Origin of the sequence: Pseudomonas sp. PvP100, from assembly GCF_017833055.1 — a bacterium.
In the GTDB taxonomy this organism is placed as follows: Bacteria; Pseudomonadota; Gammaproteobacteria; order Pseudomonadales; family Pseudomonadaceae; genus Aquipseudomonas; species Aquipseudomonas syringae.
Genome location: NZ_JAFIBO010000001.1, coordinates 2,816,291 through 2,830,153, shown reverse-complemented (window position 1 = coordinate 2,830,153; position 13,863 = coordinate 2,816,291). Strand labels below are relative to the sequence as shown.

13 protein-coding genes and 4 tRNA genes are annotated in these 13,863 nt (G+C 59.2%); 11 read left to right on the top strand and 6 right to left on the bottom strand.

The genetic code is table 11. The annotated features are described in order from the left end of the window. Positions 1 to 11: 11 nt before the first annotated feature. Positions 12 to 779: a class III extradiol ring-cleavage dioxygenase gene (locus tag JOE39_RS12015; protein WP_210077323.1), complete on the bottom strand. Its 768-nt coding sequence runs from the start codon at positions 777 to 779 to the stop codon at positions 12 to 14. 101 nt (positions 780 to 880) lie between these two features. Between JOE39_RS12015 and JOE39_RS12010 the strand changes: the two genes are divergently transcribed. Beyond that, positions 881 to 1,537 (top strand): thiopurine S-methyltransferase, encoded by a 657-nt coding sequence (locus JOE39_RS12010; protein ID WP_032661192.1) that lies wholly within the window; start codon positions 881 to 883, stop codon positions 1,535 to 1,537. Between the two features lie 428 nt (positions 1,538 to 1,965). Here the strand turns inward: JOE39_RS12010 and htpX are convergent, their stop codons facing one another. Next, positions 1,966 to 2,853: a protease HtpX gene (htpX, locus tag JOE39_RS12005; protein WP_003314685.1), complete on the bottom strand. Its 888-nt coding sequence runs from the start codon at positions 2,851 to 2,853 to the stop codon at positions 1,966 to 1,968. A gap of 265 nt (positions 2,854 to 3,118) precedes the next feature. Further along, positions 3,119 to 4,330: a pyridoxal phosphate-dependent aminotransferase gene (locus tag JOE39_RS12000; protein WP_003314686.1), complete on the bottom strand. Its 1,212-nt coding sequence runs from the start codon at positions 4,328 to 4,330 to the stop codon at positions 3,119 to 3,121. Between the two features lie 188 nt (positions 4,331 to 4,518). On the opposite strand from JOE39_RS12000, the gene msrB reads away from it, so the two are divergent. Then, positions 4,519 to 4,914: a peptide-methionine (R)-S-oxide reductase MsrB gene (gene msrB / locus JOE39_RS11995; protein ID WP_003393808.1), complete on the top strand. Its 396-nt coding sequence runs from the start codon at positions 4,519 to 4,521 to the stop codon at positions 4,912 to 4,914. A gap of 57 nt (positions 4,915 to 4,971) precedes the next feature. After that, positions 4,972 to 5,457, top strand: coding sequence for a glutathione peroxidase (locus JOE39_RS11990; RefSeq protein WP_003418059.1), 486 nt, complete (start codon positions 4,972 to 4,974; stop codon positions 5,455 to 5,457). A gap of 4 nt (positions 5,458 to 5,461) precedes the next feature. Here the strand turns inward: JOE39_RS11990 and JOE39_RS11985 are convergent, their stop codons facing one another. Next, a complete protein-coding gene (locus JOE39_RS11985) occupies positions 5,462 to 7,813 on the bottom strand; it encodes an ATP-binding protein (protein WP_024664589.1) in 2,352 nt (783 codons plus the stop codon). Between the two features lie 85 nt (positions 7,814 to 7,898). Here JOE39_RS11985 and JOE39_RS11980 point away from each other — a divergent pair, with 85 nt between their 5' ends. Together JOE39_RS11980 and JOE39_RS11975 are read left to right on the top strand one after the other, a co-directional pair. After that, positions 7,899 to 8,789, top strand: a complete 891-nt coding sequence (locus tag JOE39_RS11980; protein WP_210077325.1) for an ATP-binding protein — start codon at positions 7,899 to 7,901, stop codon at positions 8,787 to 8,789. Further along, positions 8,786 to 9,268 (top strand): GAF domain-containing protein, encoded by a 483-nt coding sequence (locus tag JOE39_RS11975; protein WP_010422278.1) that lies wholly within the window; start codon positions 8,786 to 8,788, stop codon positions 9,266 to 9,268. Before JOE39_RS11980 ends, JOE39_RS11975 begins: the two co-directional genes overlap by 4 nt. 54 nt (positions 9,269 to 9,322) lie before the next feature. On the opposite strand, the gene JOE39_RS11970 is transcribed toward JOE39_RS11975, so the two are convergent. Further along, complete coding sequence (locus JOE39_RS11970) at positions 9,323 to 10,081, bottom strand: hypothetical protein (protein WP_004416847.1); 759 nt, start codon at positions 10,079 to 10,081, stop codon at positions 9,323 to 9,325. 304 nt (positions 10,082 to 10,385) lie between these two features. Between JOE39_RS11970 and JOE39_RS11965 the strand changes: the two genes are divergently transcribed. From JOE39_RS11965 to JOE39_RS11950, 4 genes are all read left to right on the top strand, one after another. After that, positions 10,386 to 10,461: transfer RNA gene (locus JOE39_RS11965), tRNA-Glu, on the top strand. Between the two features lie 2 nt (positions 10,462 to 10,463). After that, a tRNA-Gly gene (locus tag JOE39_RS11960) sits at positions 10,464 to 10,539 on the top strand. A 100-nt stretch (positions 10,540 to 10,639) separates the two neighbouring features. Beyond that, positions 10,640 to 10,715: transfer RNA gene (locus JOE39_RS11955), tRNA-Glu, on the top strand. Positions 10,716 to 10,719: 4 nt separating this feature from the next. Next, positions 10,720 to 10,795: transfer RNA gene (locus JOE39_RS11950), tRNA-Gly, on the top strand. Positions 10,796 to 10,929: 134 nt separating this feature from the next. On the opposite strand, the gene JOE39_RS11945 is transcribed toward JOE39_RS11950, so the two are convergent. Then, positions 10,930 to 11,652, bottom strand: a complete 723-nt coding sequence (locus JOE39_RS11945; protein ID WP_210077327.1) for a pirin family protein — start codon at positions 11,650 to 11,652, stop codon at positions 10,930 to 10,932. A 183-nt stretch (positions 11,653 to 11,835) separates the two neighbouring features. Here JOE39_RS11945 and JOE39_RS11940 point away from each other — a divergent pair, with 183 nt between their 5' ends. Both JOE39_RS11940 and JOE39_RS11935 read left to right on the top strand, forming a co-directional pair. Then, a complete protein-coding gene (locus tag JOE39_RS11940; protein WP_024648248.1) occupies positions 11,836 to 12,744 on the top strand; it encodes a LysR family transcriptional regulator in 909 nt (302 codons plus the stop codon). 117 nt (positions 12,745 to 12,861) lie between these two features. Beyond that, a complete protein-coding gene (locus JOE39_RS11935) occupies positions 12,862 to 13,854 on the top strand; it encodes an ABC transporter substrate-binding protein (RefSeq protein WP_210077329.1) in 993 nt (330 codons plus the stop codon). Positions 13,855 to 13,863 lie beyond the last annotated feature (9 nt).

The following is a 13,863-nucleotide window of genomic DNA, read 5'->3' as shown; positions in this document are numbered from 1 at the left end:
CGTTATTGGCTTCACCCGAACCGATAGATATCCATCCCGAGTGCGCCCATGGTGAAGCCCTGATGGGCAATGCCGAAAACACCGCCAGCGCCGCGTGCGAAATACAGCGGCAGCAGGTGCTCGTCACTGGGGTGCGCACGGGCCGCATGAGGAGCGAGGCTGCGGTAGTGGTGCAGTGCGGCTTCGTCGTCGTTTTGCAGTTTGTCGATCATCCAGTCGCGAAACGCGGCAGCCCAGGGCTCGATACTGTCGGGGTCGGCGTTCCAGTCAAGGTCACGCAGGTTGTGCGTGATGCTGCCTGAACCGATGATCAGCACACCTTGTTCACGCAAGCTGGCCAGTGCCCTGCCCACGCGGGTCTGTAATTCCGGCCCCTGGCGGCTGGGCAGCGAAACCTGCACCACCGGAATATCGGCGTCCGGGTACATCAGCGACAAAGGCACCCAGACGCCATGGTCGAAGGGACGTCTGCTGTCGATGCGTGCAGGCAAGTCGCTGGCGGCAAGCAGTTCAACCACCTTGCGCGTCAGCTCCGGCAGCCCTTGCGCCGGGTACTGAACTGCAAACAATTCGGGCGGAAAGCCGCCGAAGTCATGCCATGTCTCGGGTTGTGGGTTGCCGTTGACGATCAGCTCATGGCTTTCCCAGTGGGCAGACACCATCACGATGGCGCGAGGCCGGGGCAGGCTGGCAGCCAGTCGCTTCAGAGCCGGGCCGCTTTCACCGGGCTCAAGTGCCAGCATGGGTGAACCATGGGAAATAAACAGGCTGGGGAACATTTAAAGCTCCAGAATAGTGGGATGACTCATAGTCGGTCATTTTTATGATCTAAATATAATATAGGTTCTGGCGCTTTTTTATCGAATTTTCAGGAGGTTTCATGCAGGCGGATTTTTGGCTGCAGCGCTGGAGTGCCGGGCAGATCGGCTTTCACCAGTCAGAGGTCAATAAGGACCTGCAACAATATTGGTCCTCGCTGAATGTTGTTCCGGGAGCGCGGGTTCTGGTGCCGTTATGTGGCAAGAGCCAGGACATGAGCTGGCTGAGCGGGCAGGGGTATCACGTGGTGGGCGCCGAGCTGTCCGAGGCGGCGGTAGAGCGCTATTTCACCGAGCGTGGTCAGCAGCCGCACATCACGTCGCAGGGCGACTTCAAGGTCTACGCAGTGCCGGGTATCGAAATCTGGTGCGGTGATTTCTTCGCGCTGACTGTGCGCGATATCGGTCATTGCGCGGCGTTTTACGACCGCGCCGCGATGATCGCCTTGCCAGCTGACATGCGTGAACGCTATGTGCAGCACCTTGAAGCGCTGATGCCGCAGACGTGCAGCGGTTTACTGATCACCCTGGAATACGACCAGGCCCTGCTCGAAGGCCCGCCATTCTCCGTCCCGCAAACATGGCTGCACAGGGTCATGTCAGGGAACTGGGAGGTCACCAAGGTTGGTGGGCAGGATACGCTGCACAGCAGTGCCAAGGGGTTGAAGGCCGGATTGGAGCGTATGGATGAGCATGTTTATGTGTTGGAACGTGTGTAACTCTGAGCGCGCAAGCCTCCCGACTCTCACTTCCGTGGATGTGCATTGAGTCAATTCTGGGAGGCAGCACAACGTCATGGCTTGTCCATAGCCACTGCACATAAAAGCGCTTTTTTATCGCGATGGCACTGACGACGCAGGGTGCGACGTAAGTGACGGCTGAGTCATGGCGCTGATCCGGGGGTAACTCGGCAGGACGCCGAGTTAGCTGCACCAGGCCATGGATGGCCCGTTGCAGCGACCCCCGGATTAGTGACGGGGCGAAGGAACCCGACGAAGTCGGGCCGGAAACGGAGCCAAGGACTTTGCTCACTTTGGTCCCTCAAAGTGAGTCGCCGAGGGGCGAAAAGGTGACGTGAGTCGAACCTCATTTCGCCTGACAAAGAAAAACCAGCGTCTCACGCGGAGCGTGGGTGCGACCATCTGATTCAACCGCGGCGGCGCAGGGCCTCGATGCGTTGCTCCAGCGGCGGGTGGCTCATGAACAGGCCGGCGAGGCCCTTCTTGAGACCGGCATTGATACCGAAGGCGGTCAGGCTGTCGGGCATGTTCACCGGGACGCCCTGTTCGGAACGCAAGCGTTGCAGCGCGCCGATCATTGCACTCGTACCCGCCAGTCGTGCACCGGCATCGTCAGCGCGGAATTCGCGTTTGCGCGAGAACCACATGACGATTGCGCTGGCCAGAAAGCCCAGTACCAGCTCGGCGAAGATCGTCGTGATGTAGTAAGCGATGCCCTGACCGTTTTCAGTCTTGAAGATCACCTTGTCGACGAAATTACCGATGATGCGGGCGAAGAACATCACGAAGGTGTTCACCACGCCCTGCACCAGCGCCAGCGTCACCATGTCGCCATTGGCAACGTGGCCGATCTCGTGCGCCAGTACAGCTTTCACCTCATCCGGCGAAAAGCGCTCGAGCAGGCCCTGGCTGACCGCAACCAGGGCATCGTTCTTGTTCCAGCCCGTGGCAAACGCGTTGGCTTCGTACGCCGGGAAAATACCGACTTCCGGCATCTTGATGCCCGCGTCGCGGGACAGTTGTTCAACGGTCTGCAGCAACCATTGCTCATGGCGAGTGCGAGGCTGGCTGATGATCTGAGTACCGGTGCTCATCTTCGCCATCCACTTGGAGATGAACAGCGAGAACAGCGAGCCCGCGAAACCGAACACAGCGCAGAAAACCAGCAGCTGATTGAGGTTCAGATCAACCCCGTTGGCCGCCATGAACCCATTGAAGCCAAAAAGGCTCAGGGTGATGCTGGCAATCAGCACGACCGCAAGGTTAGTGGCCAAAAACAGCAAAATGCGCATCATGGTCGAAACGTTCTCCTCAGGTAAATATGTAACTCGATGCCGGGTATATAAGGTGATGCTTGCTGCTATTCAACAGAGGGACTATTTCAAACTGTGTCCTCTTGTCGCAATCAATGGTAATCCCGCAAGGCTGAACGGCGCCTGAGCCAGAGCGGTCGATGCCTGAAGCGTTTGTGGCAGGGCGCTCATGATGTTTCAGGCACGCAGAAATAAACTGCCCCGAGCGGGTCGGGGCAGAGAGGTCAGGCGGGAGGGCTGTGGCTGTTTACTGCCGATAACCCTTGAGGAAGTTACCGATGCGGCCAATGGCCTGCTCCAGCTCATCGACGCGGGGCAGGGTTACGACGCGGAAGTGGTCAGGGTACGGCCAGTTGAACGCTGTGCCCTGGACCACCAGCAGCTTCTCGGACAGCAGCAGGTCGAGGACGAACTTCTCGTCGTTAAGGATCGGGCAGACCTTCGGGTCAATGCGCGGGAACGCATACAGCGCGCCCATCGGCTTCACACAGCTGACACCGGGAATGTCGTTGAGCAGCTCCCAGGTGCGGTTGCGCTGTTCCAGCAGACGGCCAGGGGGAAGAATCAGGTCGTTGATGCTCTGATAGCCGCCCAGCGCGGTCTGAATGGCGTGCTGGCTCGGCACGTTGGCACACAGGCGCATGTTGGCCAGAATGTCGATGCCTTCGATGTAGCTCTGCGCGTTGTGTTTCGGCCCGGAAATGGCGATCCAGCCGGAACGGAAGCCCGCAACCCGATACGACTTGGACAGGCCATTGAAGGTCAGGCACAGCAGGTCCGGCGCCAGCGAGGCGGTGCAGATGTGCACTGCGTCGTCATACAGGATCTTGTCGTAGATTTCGTCGGAGAACACCACCAGATTATGCTGGCGGGCCAGTTCCAGCATGCCCAGCAGTACTTCGCGCGAGTACACCGCACCTGTCGGGTTGTTCGGGTTGATGATGACCATGGCCTTAGTGTTCGGGGTGATCTTGGCCTTGATGTCTTCAAGATCAGGCCACCAGTTGGCCTGCTCGTCGCACAGGTAATGCACCGGGCTGCCACCGGACAAGGCGACAGCAGCGGTCCACAGCGGGTAGTCGGGGGCCGGAACCAGCACTTCGTCGCCATTGTTGAGCAACGCCTGCATCGACATCACGATCAGCTCGGACACGCCGTTGCCCAGGTAGATGTCTTCGATGCCGACACCTTCGACCTGCTTCTGCTGGTAATACTGCATCACCGCCTTGCGGGCGCTGAACAGGCCCTTGGAGTCGCTGTAGCCCTGCGCAGTCGGCAAGTTGCGGATCACGTCCTGCAGAATTTCGTCCGGCGCCTCGAAACCAAACGGTGCCGGGTTGCCGATGTTCAGCTTGAGGATGCGATGGCCTTCCTCTTCCAGGCGTTTGGCGTGCTTGAGCACCGGCCCGCGAATGTCATAGCAGACGTTTGCGAGCTTGTTCGATTTGTTGAACTGCATGGTGATGATCCCGAAAATGGACGAGCTGTCGCCGGCTTGCAATGAAGGTCGCTACATTCGCCATGAAAATGGGTTTGTGTACGACAAACGCGGGTGCCAGACTGACGTCTGACCTGGCGCAATGATACGTGCCACCTGATCTGCGGAAAAGGTACAGATCAGGGTTTTTCGAATTCGGAGGTGTACCTGTGGACAAGTTGGAAAAAACGCTGGAAGAGTGGAAGCAGATGCTCGACCCGGAGCAGTACAACGTCTGTCGTCTGAAAGGCACCGAGCGGCCGTTCTCCGGCAAGTACAACGGGACAAAGACAGACGGTATCTACGAATGCATCTGCTGCCATGAGCCGCTGTTCGATTCCACCACCAAGTTCGATTCAGGCTGCGGCTGGCCCAGCTTCTATGCGCCGCTCGAGGGCAGTGCAGTGATCGAGGTTCGCGATATGAGCCACGGCATGATTCGTACTGAAGTGGTCTGCGCCAAATGTGATGCGCACCTGGGCCACGTGTTCCCGGATGGACCGCCACCTACCGGACTGCGTTATTGCATCAATTCGGTATGCTTGGATCTGGTGCCGCGCGCCTGAACGCCCTGCAGATTCAGCCACCGCCCTGTTCCAATTCCAGTATCGAGGCCTCCTTTGATGAGTGAAAACCTGCTGAGCATCCCGGTCACGACGATCAAGGGCGAACAGAAAACCCTCGCTGATTTTTCCGGCAAGGCGTTGCTGGTGGTCAACACGGCCAGCAAATGTGGCTTCACCCCTCAATACAAGGGGCTGGAGAAGCTCTGGCAGGATTACCGGGATCAGGGGTTGGTGGTGCTGGGCTTTCCCTGCAACCAGTTCGGCAAGCAGGAGCCAGGCGACGAGGGGGCGATTTCCGGGTTTTGCGAGCTGAACTATGGCGTCAGCTTTCCGCTGTTCAAGAAGATCGATGTGAACGGCGAGCAGGCCCATCCGCTGTTCGTGCAGCTCAAGCAGCAGGCTCCGGGGTTGCTGGGTACGGAGCGCATCAAGTGGAATTTCACCAAGTTCCTGATTGGCCAGGATGGTCGGCTGGTCAAGCGTTTCGCGCCATTGACCAAGCCTGAGGAACTGACGGGCGAGATCGAGGCGCTGCTGCGCTGAGCCTTCAGTCGATACCGGTAATGGGTATCCACTGATCCAGAATGCTGACCAGTTCGGCACGCCGGAACGGCTTGGCCAGATAGTCATTCATGCCTGCCGCCTTGCAGCGCTCGCGTTCATCGGGCATGGCATTGGCGGTAAGGGCAACGATCGGCAGGTTCGGCCAGCGGCCACTGCTGCGGATCTGGCGGCTGGCTTCATAGCCGTCCATGACCGGCATGTTGCAGTCCATCAATACCAGGTCGAAATGGCCTTGTTCCAGCTGTTCCAGGGCCTCGCCGCCATGGCTGCTGATGATCACTTCGCAACCCAGCTTGCCGAGGATGCCCTTGGCGACCAGCTGATTGACCGGGTTGTCCTCGACCAGTAACACCCGCGCCAGACGTGGCGCAGTGTGTTCGAGCGCCTGCGTGTCCTTGAGCCCCGTTTCTTCCTGACCCAGTATGCGCCGCAGCGTGTGGTAAAGCGCATTGCGCGCCAGTGGTCGGGCCTGCTGTTGCAGCGGGGCCAGGGCGGCAACCTGTTCGCCAGGCATGAAGTTGCCATAGGCGGTCACCAGCAGGATCGGCACGGGCGTCGTGGGGCGAATGGCAAACAGGCACTCGGGGCAGTCGGTAATCACCAGATCAGGACTGCCGTCGAGGTCCACTGCTTCCGGGCGATCGTCGATGCTGCGTCGCTTGAGGTCGACCCCCCAGAACGGCAGTAGGCTGCCAAGCAGCTCCACCAGGCCGCTGCCTGCCGAGCTGACCACCGTCACACGGCCCTTGAGCGGGGTCTGAGTGACCGCAGGCACGTGGACCGGCAGCGGCAGCTCGGCGCAGAACTGGCTGCCGAAACCGGACTGCGACTGGATGCTCAACGTGCCATTCATGGCCTCGCAGAGGTTGTTGGTCAGCGCCAGGCCCAGCCCGGTGCCGCCGTACTGGCGGGTGATGGCGGTTTCAGCCTGGGTGAACGGCTGGAAGATTCTGGTCTGGGCGTCCTGCGCAATGCCGATGCCGGTATCGCGGACTTCGATGCGCACGCGGTTTTCACCGGAGCTGGCGTCCCGATGATGAGTCAGACGCACATCCACGCGCCCGAAACGGGTGAACTTGAGGGCGTTGGACAGCAGATTGCTGACGATCTGACGCACCCTGGTCGGATCGCCGGTGACCATGGCCGGGAAGTCCGGCGCGATGAGGCAGGTCAGCTCCACGCTGGGGGCTGCGTTCTGCGACAGCAGATTGGCGGTGTCCTCGATCAACATCCCCAGGTCGAAAGGAATACGCTCGATCTCCAGGTGGCCGGCATCGAACTTGGACATGTCGAGAATATCGTTGAGCAGCTCGACCAGTACCTTGCCGGAGTCGTGGGCGATCATTAGCTGCTGGCGTTGTTCGGCGCCCAGCGGACTGTCCAGCGACAGCGCCAGCATGCCCAGCAGACCGTTGAGCGGTGTACGAATCTCATGGCTCATGTGCGCCAGAAACGCCGAGCGCGCATGGGCCATGTCCAGCGCCGTGCTGCGTGCTATCTGCAGTTCCTCGTTGGACTCGCGCAGGCGCAGGTTGCTGGCCTTGAGCTCGTTGGTGCGCGCCGAGACGATGTTTTCCAGTTCGTTGAGATGGTCGGTCAGCCGGTCCTCGGCCGCGCGTCGCCTGGAAAACTCGCTGCTCATGGTTTCAAACTGACGGTTGAACGTCTCGACCAGCACACCGATTTCATCTTGGGCATGGTAGGGCGGGCAGGTGATTTTGCCTTGGTCAGGGTTACGCGGATCGCGACTGCTCAATTCGCGGATCACTCTCACCAGCGGCTTGGTCAGGGTCGCGTAAAACAGGATGGTCAGAATCCCGGCCAGCGCCAGGCTGCGGACGAAGCCGTTGAGCAGGGTGATTTCAGCGCGTTGCAGAAAATGGCTGCCGAACGCGAAGGTGTCCACGGTCAGGTACAGTGTGCCGATGGTTTCATTGGGCAGGTGATTGAGGTGCAGCTTTTCCTGAAACTGCCGGCTTTCGCCGAATAGCCAGTCACTCAACACCCGATAACGCCCGGTGGCCATTGGGCGCTCGACGCTGGAGAGCACGGCGTCGTTGTTGTCGGTAAGCCTGGCGCTGACCACGGCAGGGGAGCGCAGCAGACCGAGTGTGAGTTCCTGGGCCAGCTCGGAGTCGATGTTGTAGGCGATGCGCGATGCCGGGTTCTGGATGATTTCCAGCAGCGACTTGATTTCTCGATTGATGGAAGCGTCTTCGCTGGCATAATCGATCGCAATCTGAAACAGGCTCAGCAAGGTCCCCAGCACGAAGCCGATCAATACAGCCAGGCGTGCCTGCTTGAACGACAGCCTGTTTTTGAGCGATATATCCATGAGTACTGCCACTTCTGGTGCCCGGTGCCGGCCAAGCATAGCTGATCGGCACTGCTGACTAATCAGTTAAATATAAGGAGATCCCGTGGATTCTCGGTTGGATGCTTTTCTGCAGCGCGCCGACGCCGTGCTGGCTCGACTGGAGCCCTTGCTGCCAGCGCTGCGCGAGCCGGTCGACTGGTCGCAGGCTCTCGCCGCGCGCTGGGTGCAAGAAGGGCGCAGCGGTTACCTGATGCCGTTGCAAGTAAGCCTGGATACACGCCTGACCGATCTGATCGGCGTCGACCTGCAGCGCGATCAATTGGGGCGCAATACCCGCCAGTTTATCGAAGGACTGCCTGCCAACCACGCTTTGCTCTGGGGTTCGCGCGGCACCGGCAAGTCATCCTTGATCCGCTCGCTGCTGGCCGAGTACGCCCCGGCCGGGCTGCGTCTGATCGAGATCGAACGCGATCACCTGGGCGACTTGCCGCGTGTGGTCGAACAACTGCACAAGCTGCCGCAGCGTTTCGTATTGTTCTGCGATGACCTGTCGTTCGAGTCGGGCGAGGGTGATTATCGCGTGCTGAAGAGTGTGCTCGACGGCTCGCTGGAGCAGGCGCCTGACAACGTGCTGCTGTATGCAACCTCCAATCGTCGGCATCTGGTGCCCGAGAAGGAAAGTGACAACGTTGACTGGAAACACGTTGACGGCGAACTGCACCCCAGTGAGGCCGTCGAAGACAAGATCGCCTTATCTGACCGGTTCGGGCTATGGCTGTCGTTCTATCCGTTCACTCAGGAACATTATCTGAACGTGGTCGAACACTGGATCACGCAATTGGCGCAAAAAGCCGGATTGCAGTGGCAGCGTGACGAAAACCTGGAAAAAGCCGCGATTCGCTGGGCAACCGCGCGTGGCAATCGCAATGGCCGCTGCGCCTATCAATTTGCACGTTACTGGGTAGGACTTGAATTGTTGGAGCAACACACATGATTGATCTGCAAAATACCGGCGCGGGCCTGGACGGCTACGGCCTGCTGGCCGCACAACTTGAGGCACTGCTGGCCGATGAGCGCGATTTCATCGCCAATGCGGCGCAGTTTTCGGCGTTTCTCTACACCCAGCTCGATGATCTGAACTGGGCGGGTTTTTACCTCAATCGTAACGAAGAACTGGTGCTGGGGCCGTTTCAAGGGCAGATCGCCTGTGTACGCATCCCTTTCGGCCGCGGCGTTTGCGGGGAGGCCGCGCAGAGTCGGCAAACCCAGCGCGTTCAGGACGTTCACGAATTTCCCGGACATATTGCCTGCGACAGTGCATCGAACAGCGAGTTGGTAGTGCCATTGATCAAGGAGGGTCGTCTGATCGGTGTGCTGGACCTGGACAGTCCGAGTGTGGGGCGTTTCAACGAGGAGGATCAGGCAGGGATCGAGCGTCTTGCGGCTATCTTTCTGGCATCGACCGACTGCTGAGCCGGTCGGCCTGCCGCTGCCCGGCGCACAATTCCGGCAGCGGCGGGGCAGTCATCAATCGTAGATGACTTTCTTCTTCCATTCCGATTCGGTGTCGTCCTGCTTCAGGCCTTCGGTCAGTTCGTTGTCGTCGTCTTCGGTCGGTGCGGTGTTGGTCAGTACCACCGAGTTGGCGCGGGCCAGCTGTTTTTCCATCGCCAGCAGTTGCTGTTGATAAGTGACCGGGTCCGGCTGGTTGCGCAAGTACTGTACGCCGCGTTCGAATGCCAGGCGTGCCTGACCTGGCTGATCCTGGGAAAGTGCGGTCTGGCCAAGGTTGTTGAAAAATTCGATGTGCAGGTTGACCAGGATCGTGCGGATTTCACGAATCCAGTGTTTCGCTTCGCTGGTCTGCAGAAAACCGTCATGCGCAGCGCGCGTCACCTGACCGTGCAGGGCTTCCAGCAGAAACCGCACGTCCTTTGCCTTGGCTTCGGTCTGGATTGGTGTGACCGGGTTGGGTATCTCGATGCCTTCGCCCTTGGCAATCTGCTCTTCCAGTTCGCCAATGCGGTGCTTGAGCTGAGCGTTGCCTTTCTCCATGTTCAGCATGCGCTGCACGACGTTCAGCTCCAGCCGCGCCAGCAACAGCTTCAAGGCGGGGGACATCAGCTGGCCCGGGAACACTTCGGTGATCTCGCTGCAGCGACGCAGGCGATCCCCGAGTTCGACCTTGGTGCGAGCCTTCTCCAGTTTGCCGTTTTCAGCGACGTGATTCAGGTAGCCGATCGCGATGAGCAGTGCGATACCTGCTACTACCATCAGCGTGATCATGAGTGGAGTCACTGTGCAAACCTCATTCGTTCAATTAGTTTTAGTGCGAGTGTAGTGGCTAAGCACTACTGCGCATAGATGTCCCTCTCGGAGTTTGTCGGCATCTCTTCTATATAGATGAGGGAAGATTGATCAGCCGCGCGCCTGGCGACGGTCGGTCATCCTCCGAACGGCATCGAAGTTATTGATTTCAATAAATTTTCACATGGGGGTTGACGACCCCTCAATCCATCCATAGAATGCGCGCCACTTACAGCGTAAAGCACACAGCGTAGCGCAAATAAGTAGTGAATGTTGTACGTGTGTCCCCTTCGTCTAGTGGCCTAGGACACCGCCCTTTCACGGCGGTAACAGGGGTTCGAGTCCCCTAGGGGACGCCATTGCGGGAATAGCTCAGTTGGTAGAGCACGACCTTGCCAAGGTCGGGGTCGCGAGTTCGAGTCTCGTTTCCCGCTCCAATTTTAAGCAGCTTTGCCTTAGGGCAGGGTTGAGTGAAACCAGAACACGTCTTCGGATGATGTCTGGAACTGAAACACACACCATGGTGTTTCAGGCAGTGTCCCCTTCGTCTAGTGGCCTAGGACACCGCCCTTTCACGGCGGTAACAGGGGTTCGAGTCCCCTAGGGGACGCCATATTGCGGGAATAGCTCAGTTGGTAGAGCACGACCTTGCCAAGGTCGGGGTCGCGAGTTCGAGTCTCGTTTCCCGCTCCAAATTCACAAAAACGCCGCTCAACAGAGCGGCGTTTTTGTTTGTGCGTTTTAAGCCAGATGTTTTAACGTCACGGGTTTTTAACGTTATATAAAGGAACGCCGCTCTTTTAAGAGCGGCGTTTTTCGTTTCAGGCTCAAGGCATCTGCGGCAATTCATTTGGCCGCATGTCGAACACCAACACCTCTGCGTCAACCCCTGCGCTCAGGCTCAGCGTCTGTTCGTCGCGTACACGCACGCCATCCCCTTCACCCAGTTGCTCGCCATTGAGCACCACGCTGCCACGGGCAACGTGCACGTAGGCATAGCGCTTGGCTGCCAGCTCCAGGGTGGCGGTTTCATCGCCATCGAACAGGCCGGCATACACGCGAGCGTCCTGGCGCACTTTGAGCGCACCGTTCTCGCCTTCCGGCGAAATGATCAACTGCAAGCGACCGCGTTTCTGCTCGGGGCTGAAATGCTTTTCCTGGTAGTTGGGCGCCGCGCCTGCAACATTCGGCACGATCCAGATCTGCAGAAAATGCACGCCCTCTGTGCGCGAGTGGTTGAACTCGCTGTGCGCCACACCGGTACCGGCGCTCATCAACTGCACGTCGCCAGGGCGAATCACCGAGCCGGTGCCCAGCGTATCCTTGTGTTCCAGCGCGCCTTCCAGCACATAGGAAAAGATCTCCATGTCCCGATGAGGATGCTGGCCGAAGCCTTTGCCTGCACTGACACGGTCGTCGTTGATCACCAGCAGGTCGGAAAAGCCCTGTTCCTGCGGGTTGCGATAGCCGGCAAAGGAAAAGGTGTGAAAGGATTTCAACCAGCCATGGTCGGCTGCACCACGATCAGAGGCTTTGCGAAGAGTCAGCATGATTCTTTCTCCATCTGTCGACGCTGCACATTCAGCAATCGATCACGTAGGACGAAGAGTACGGCTTATCGACTGTCGCAATAAGTAGCTGAAATATGAATGACTGTCTCTCTGAGGTTGACAGTGGTCAACGCTGCGTTACGCTCTGTCGAACGCCATTAGCGCTTGATCAGGTCGCAACACATGAACCCTTTTGAAGACATGCGCATGTTCTGCCAGGTAATGGAGTCCGGCAGCCTGACCGCCGCGTCCGACAAACTGGGCCTGTCCAAGCAGTTCGTCAGTCGTCGCCTGATGCAATTGGAGGAGCGTCTGGGCGTACGCCTGCTCAACCGCTCGACGCGACGTCTGGATGTCACGCCGTTGGGGCAGAGTTACTACGAGTCGGCTCTGCGTCTGCTCGCCGAGCTGGAGCAGGTGGAGCAGGGCATCACCGGGCAGAACAACGAACCGCGCGGCACCCTGCGCGTGAGTGCGCCGCTGTCGTTTGCCGTTACGCACCTGGCGTGCCTGCTGCCGCTGTTTTTGCAGCGCTATCGCGAGGTGGCGGTGGAGGTGGACCTGAGTGACCGTCCGGTGGATGTGATCAGCGAAGGCTACGACGTGGTGCTGCGTATCGGGGTGCTGGAAGATTCCAGTCTGATCGCCCGGCGCATTGCCTCGATCGACCGGGTGTACTGCGCCAGCCCGGCATACCTGGCCGAGCGCGGCACACCACAAAAGCCCGAAGACCTGCACACCCATGATTGCCTGCCCTATGGCCACAGCCGTCAGGCGCAATGGCGTTTTCAAGGGCAGGACAAGCCGTTGACCCTCAATGTCAGCGGGCGTATGCGCGCCAATAATGGCGAGCTGCTGAGGGAATCAGCCATTGCCGGGCTGGGCATCACCTATTTGCCTACCTTCATTGTCGGCGCGGCGCTGCGCGAGGGCAGCCTGGTCCGGGTGCTGGATGACCTGCGTCCCGAGCCGTTGACGCTGTCAGCGGTTTATCCGCAACACCGACAGGCGTCGCGACCGGTGCAGGCATTCATCGAGTTCCTGCGCGAGCGTCTGGAATCAGGTCTCGAACTGAATGATCGGCAAGCTTGAAGCAGGCTGGCGGCCGATTCATTGATGATTAATTTGCATCTTAGGCTAGAACAAAAATGAATTTAGCTAATTTTTGTTCGGGTGTTAGGGTCGTTGCCGATCATTTCGATTTGCCCAATGCCTGTGGAGAACCTACCTGTGCCAACGACCCTCGTCCGCTGGAGCCAACGCTTGCTGAAGGGGCTGTCGCTGGGCCTTTTGGCCTCGCTCAATACCCAGGCGGCCAATCTGATCGTCGGCGATCAGAGCTACAGCGCCCGTACCGTGATGGAAGCCGCCGGGGTGCTCAAGGATCTGCCTTACGAACTGGAATGGAAGCAGTTCACCGCAGGCTCGCCGGTCGCCGAGGCCTTGAACGTCGGCAGCCTGGATATTGGCTTGCTGGGTGATTCGCCTGCGCTGTTCATGGGCGCGCTGGGGGCTCCGATCAAGGTCATCGGTGTGTCGCGACAGAACCTCGACGGCGTTGCCATCGTTGTGCGTAAGGACTCGCCAATCAAGACCGTGGCGGATCTGGCGGGCAAGAAGGTCGCCATCTGGAAAGGTTCGTTCAGCCAGCAACTGATGCTCACTGCACTGGACAAGGCAGGTGTGGCCCGCGATGCCGTTGACTATCGCTACCTCAGTGCACTGGATTCCTCCCACGCGCTGGACGGCGGTTCGGTGGATGCGATTGCTACCTGGGAACCCTACGTCACTCAACAGGAACAACAGGGCGCGCGGATTATCGCGACTGCCGAGGGCTTGATTCCGGCGCAAAGCTTCATCGTCGCCAACGATCAGGCCATCAAGGACAAGCGTGCGCAGATCAGCGATTTCCTGCAACGCCTGCAGGCCGCCCGGGCCTGGTCGGTCAGCGATCCGCAGCACAATGAACGCTACGCCAACGCCTGGGCCGCGCTGACCAAGGCCGATGCCGAGGTAGCACGCCGCTGGTTTTCCCGTGCTCAGGTAGTGGTCGTGCCGATCACTGCGCAAGTGGTGGCCGGTGCGCAGCAGACCATCGATTTCTTCAACAACGCTGGGCTGACCAAGCGTTATCCTGCTGCCAGCGTGTTTGACGAGTCGTTCAGTGCCGCGCTGGCCGATCAGGCGCAAGCAGTGCGCTGACCGACTGCC

What these genes read in the sequence shown, in the direction of transcription:
- JOE39_RS11935 (WP_210077329.1), top strand. Translation starts at nt 12,862, where the DNA reads ATGCCTGTGGAGAACCTACCTGTGCCAACGACCCTCGTCCGCTGGAGC.
- JOE39_RS11975 (WP_010422278.1), top strand. Translation starts at nt 8,786, where the DNA reads ATGATTGATCTGCAAAATACCGGCGCGGGCCTGGACGGCTACGGCCTG.
- JOE39_RS11940 (WP_024648248.1), top strand. Translation starts at nt 11,836, where the DNA reads ATGAACCCTTTTGAAGACATGCGCATGTTCTGCCAGGTAATGGAGTCC.
- JOE39_RS11945 (WP_210077327.1), bottom strand. Translation starts at nt 11,652, where the DNA reads ATGCTGACTCTTCGCAAAGCCTCTGATCGTGGTGCAGCCGACCATGGC.
- htpX (WP_003314685.1), bottom strand. Translation starts at nt 2,853, where the DNA reads ATGATGCGCATTTTGCTGTTTTTGGCCACTAACCTTGCGGTCGTGCTG.
- JOE39_RS11970 (WP_004416847.1), bottom strand. Translation starts at nt 10,081, where the DNA reads ATGATCACGCTGATGGTAGTAGCAGGTATCGCACTGCTCATCGCGATC.
- JOE39_RS11985 (WP_024664589.1), bottom strand. Translation starts at nt 7,813, where the DNA reads ATGGATATATCGCTCAAAAACAGGCTGTCGTTCAAGCAGGCACGCCTG.
- JOE39_RS12015 (WP_210077323.1), bottom strand. Translation starts at nt 779, where the DNA reads ATGTTCCCCAGCCTGTTTATTTCCCATGGTTCACCCATGCTGGCACTT.
- JOE39_RS11990 (WP_003418059.1), top strand. Translation starts at nt 4,972, where the DNA reads ATGAGTGAAAACCTGCTGAGCATCCCGGTCACGACGATCAAGGGCGAA.
- JOE39_RS12010 (WP_032661192.1), top strand. Translation starts at nt 881, where the DNA reads ATGCAGGCGGATTTTTGGCTGCAGCGCTGGAGTGCCGGGCAGATCGGC.
- JOE39_RS12000 (WP_003314686.1), bottom strand. Translation starts at nt 4,330, where the DNA reads ATGCAGTTCAACAAATCGAACAAGCTCGCAAACGTCTGCTATGACATT.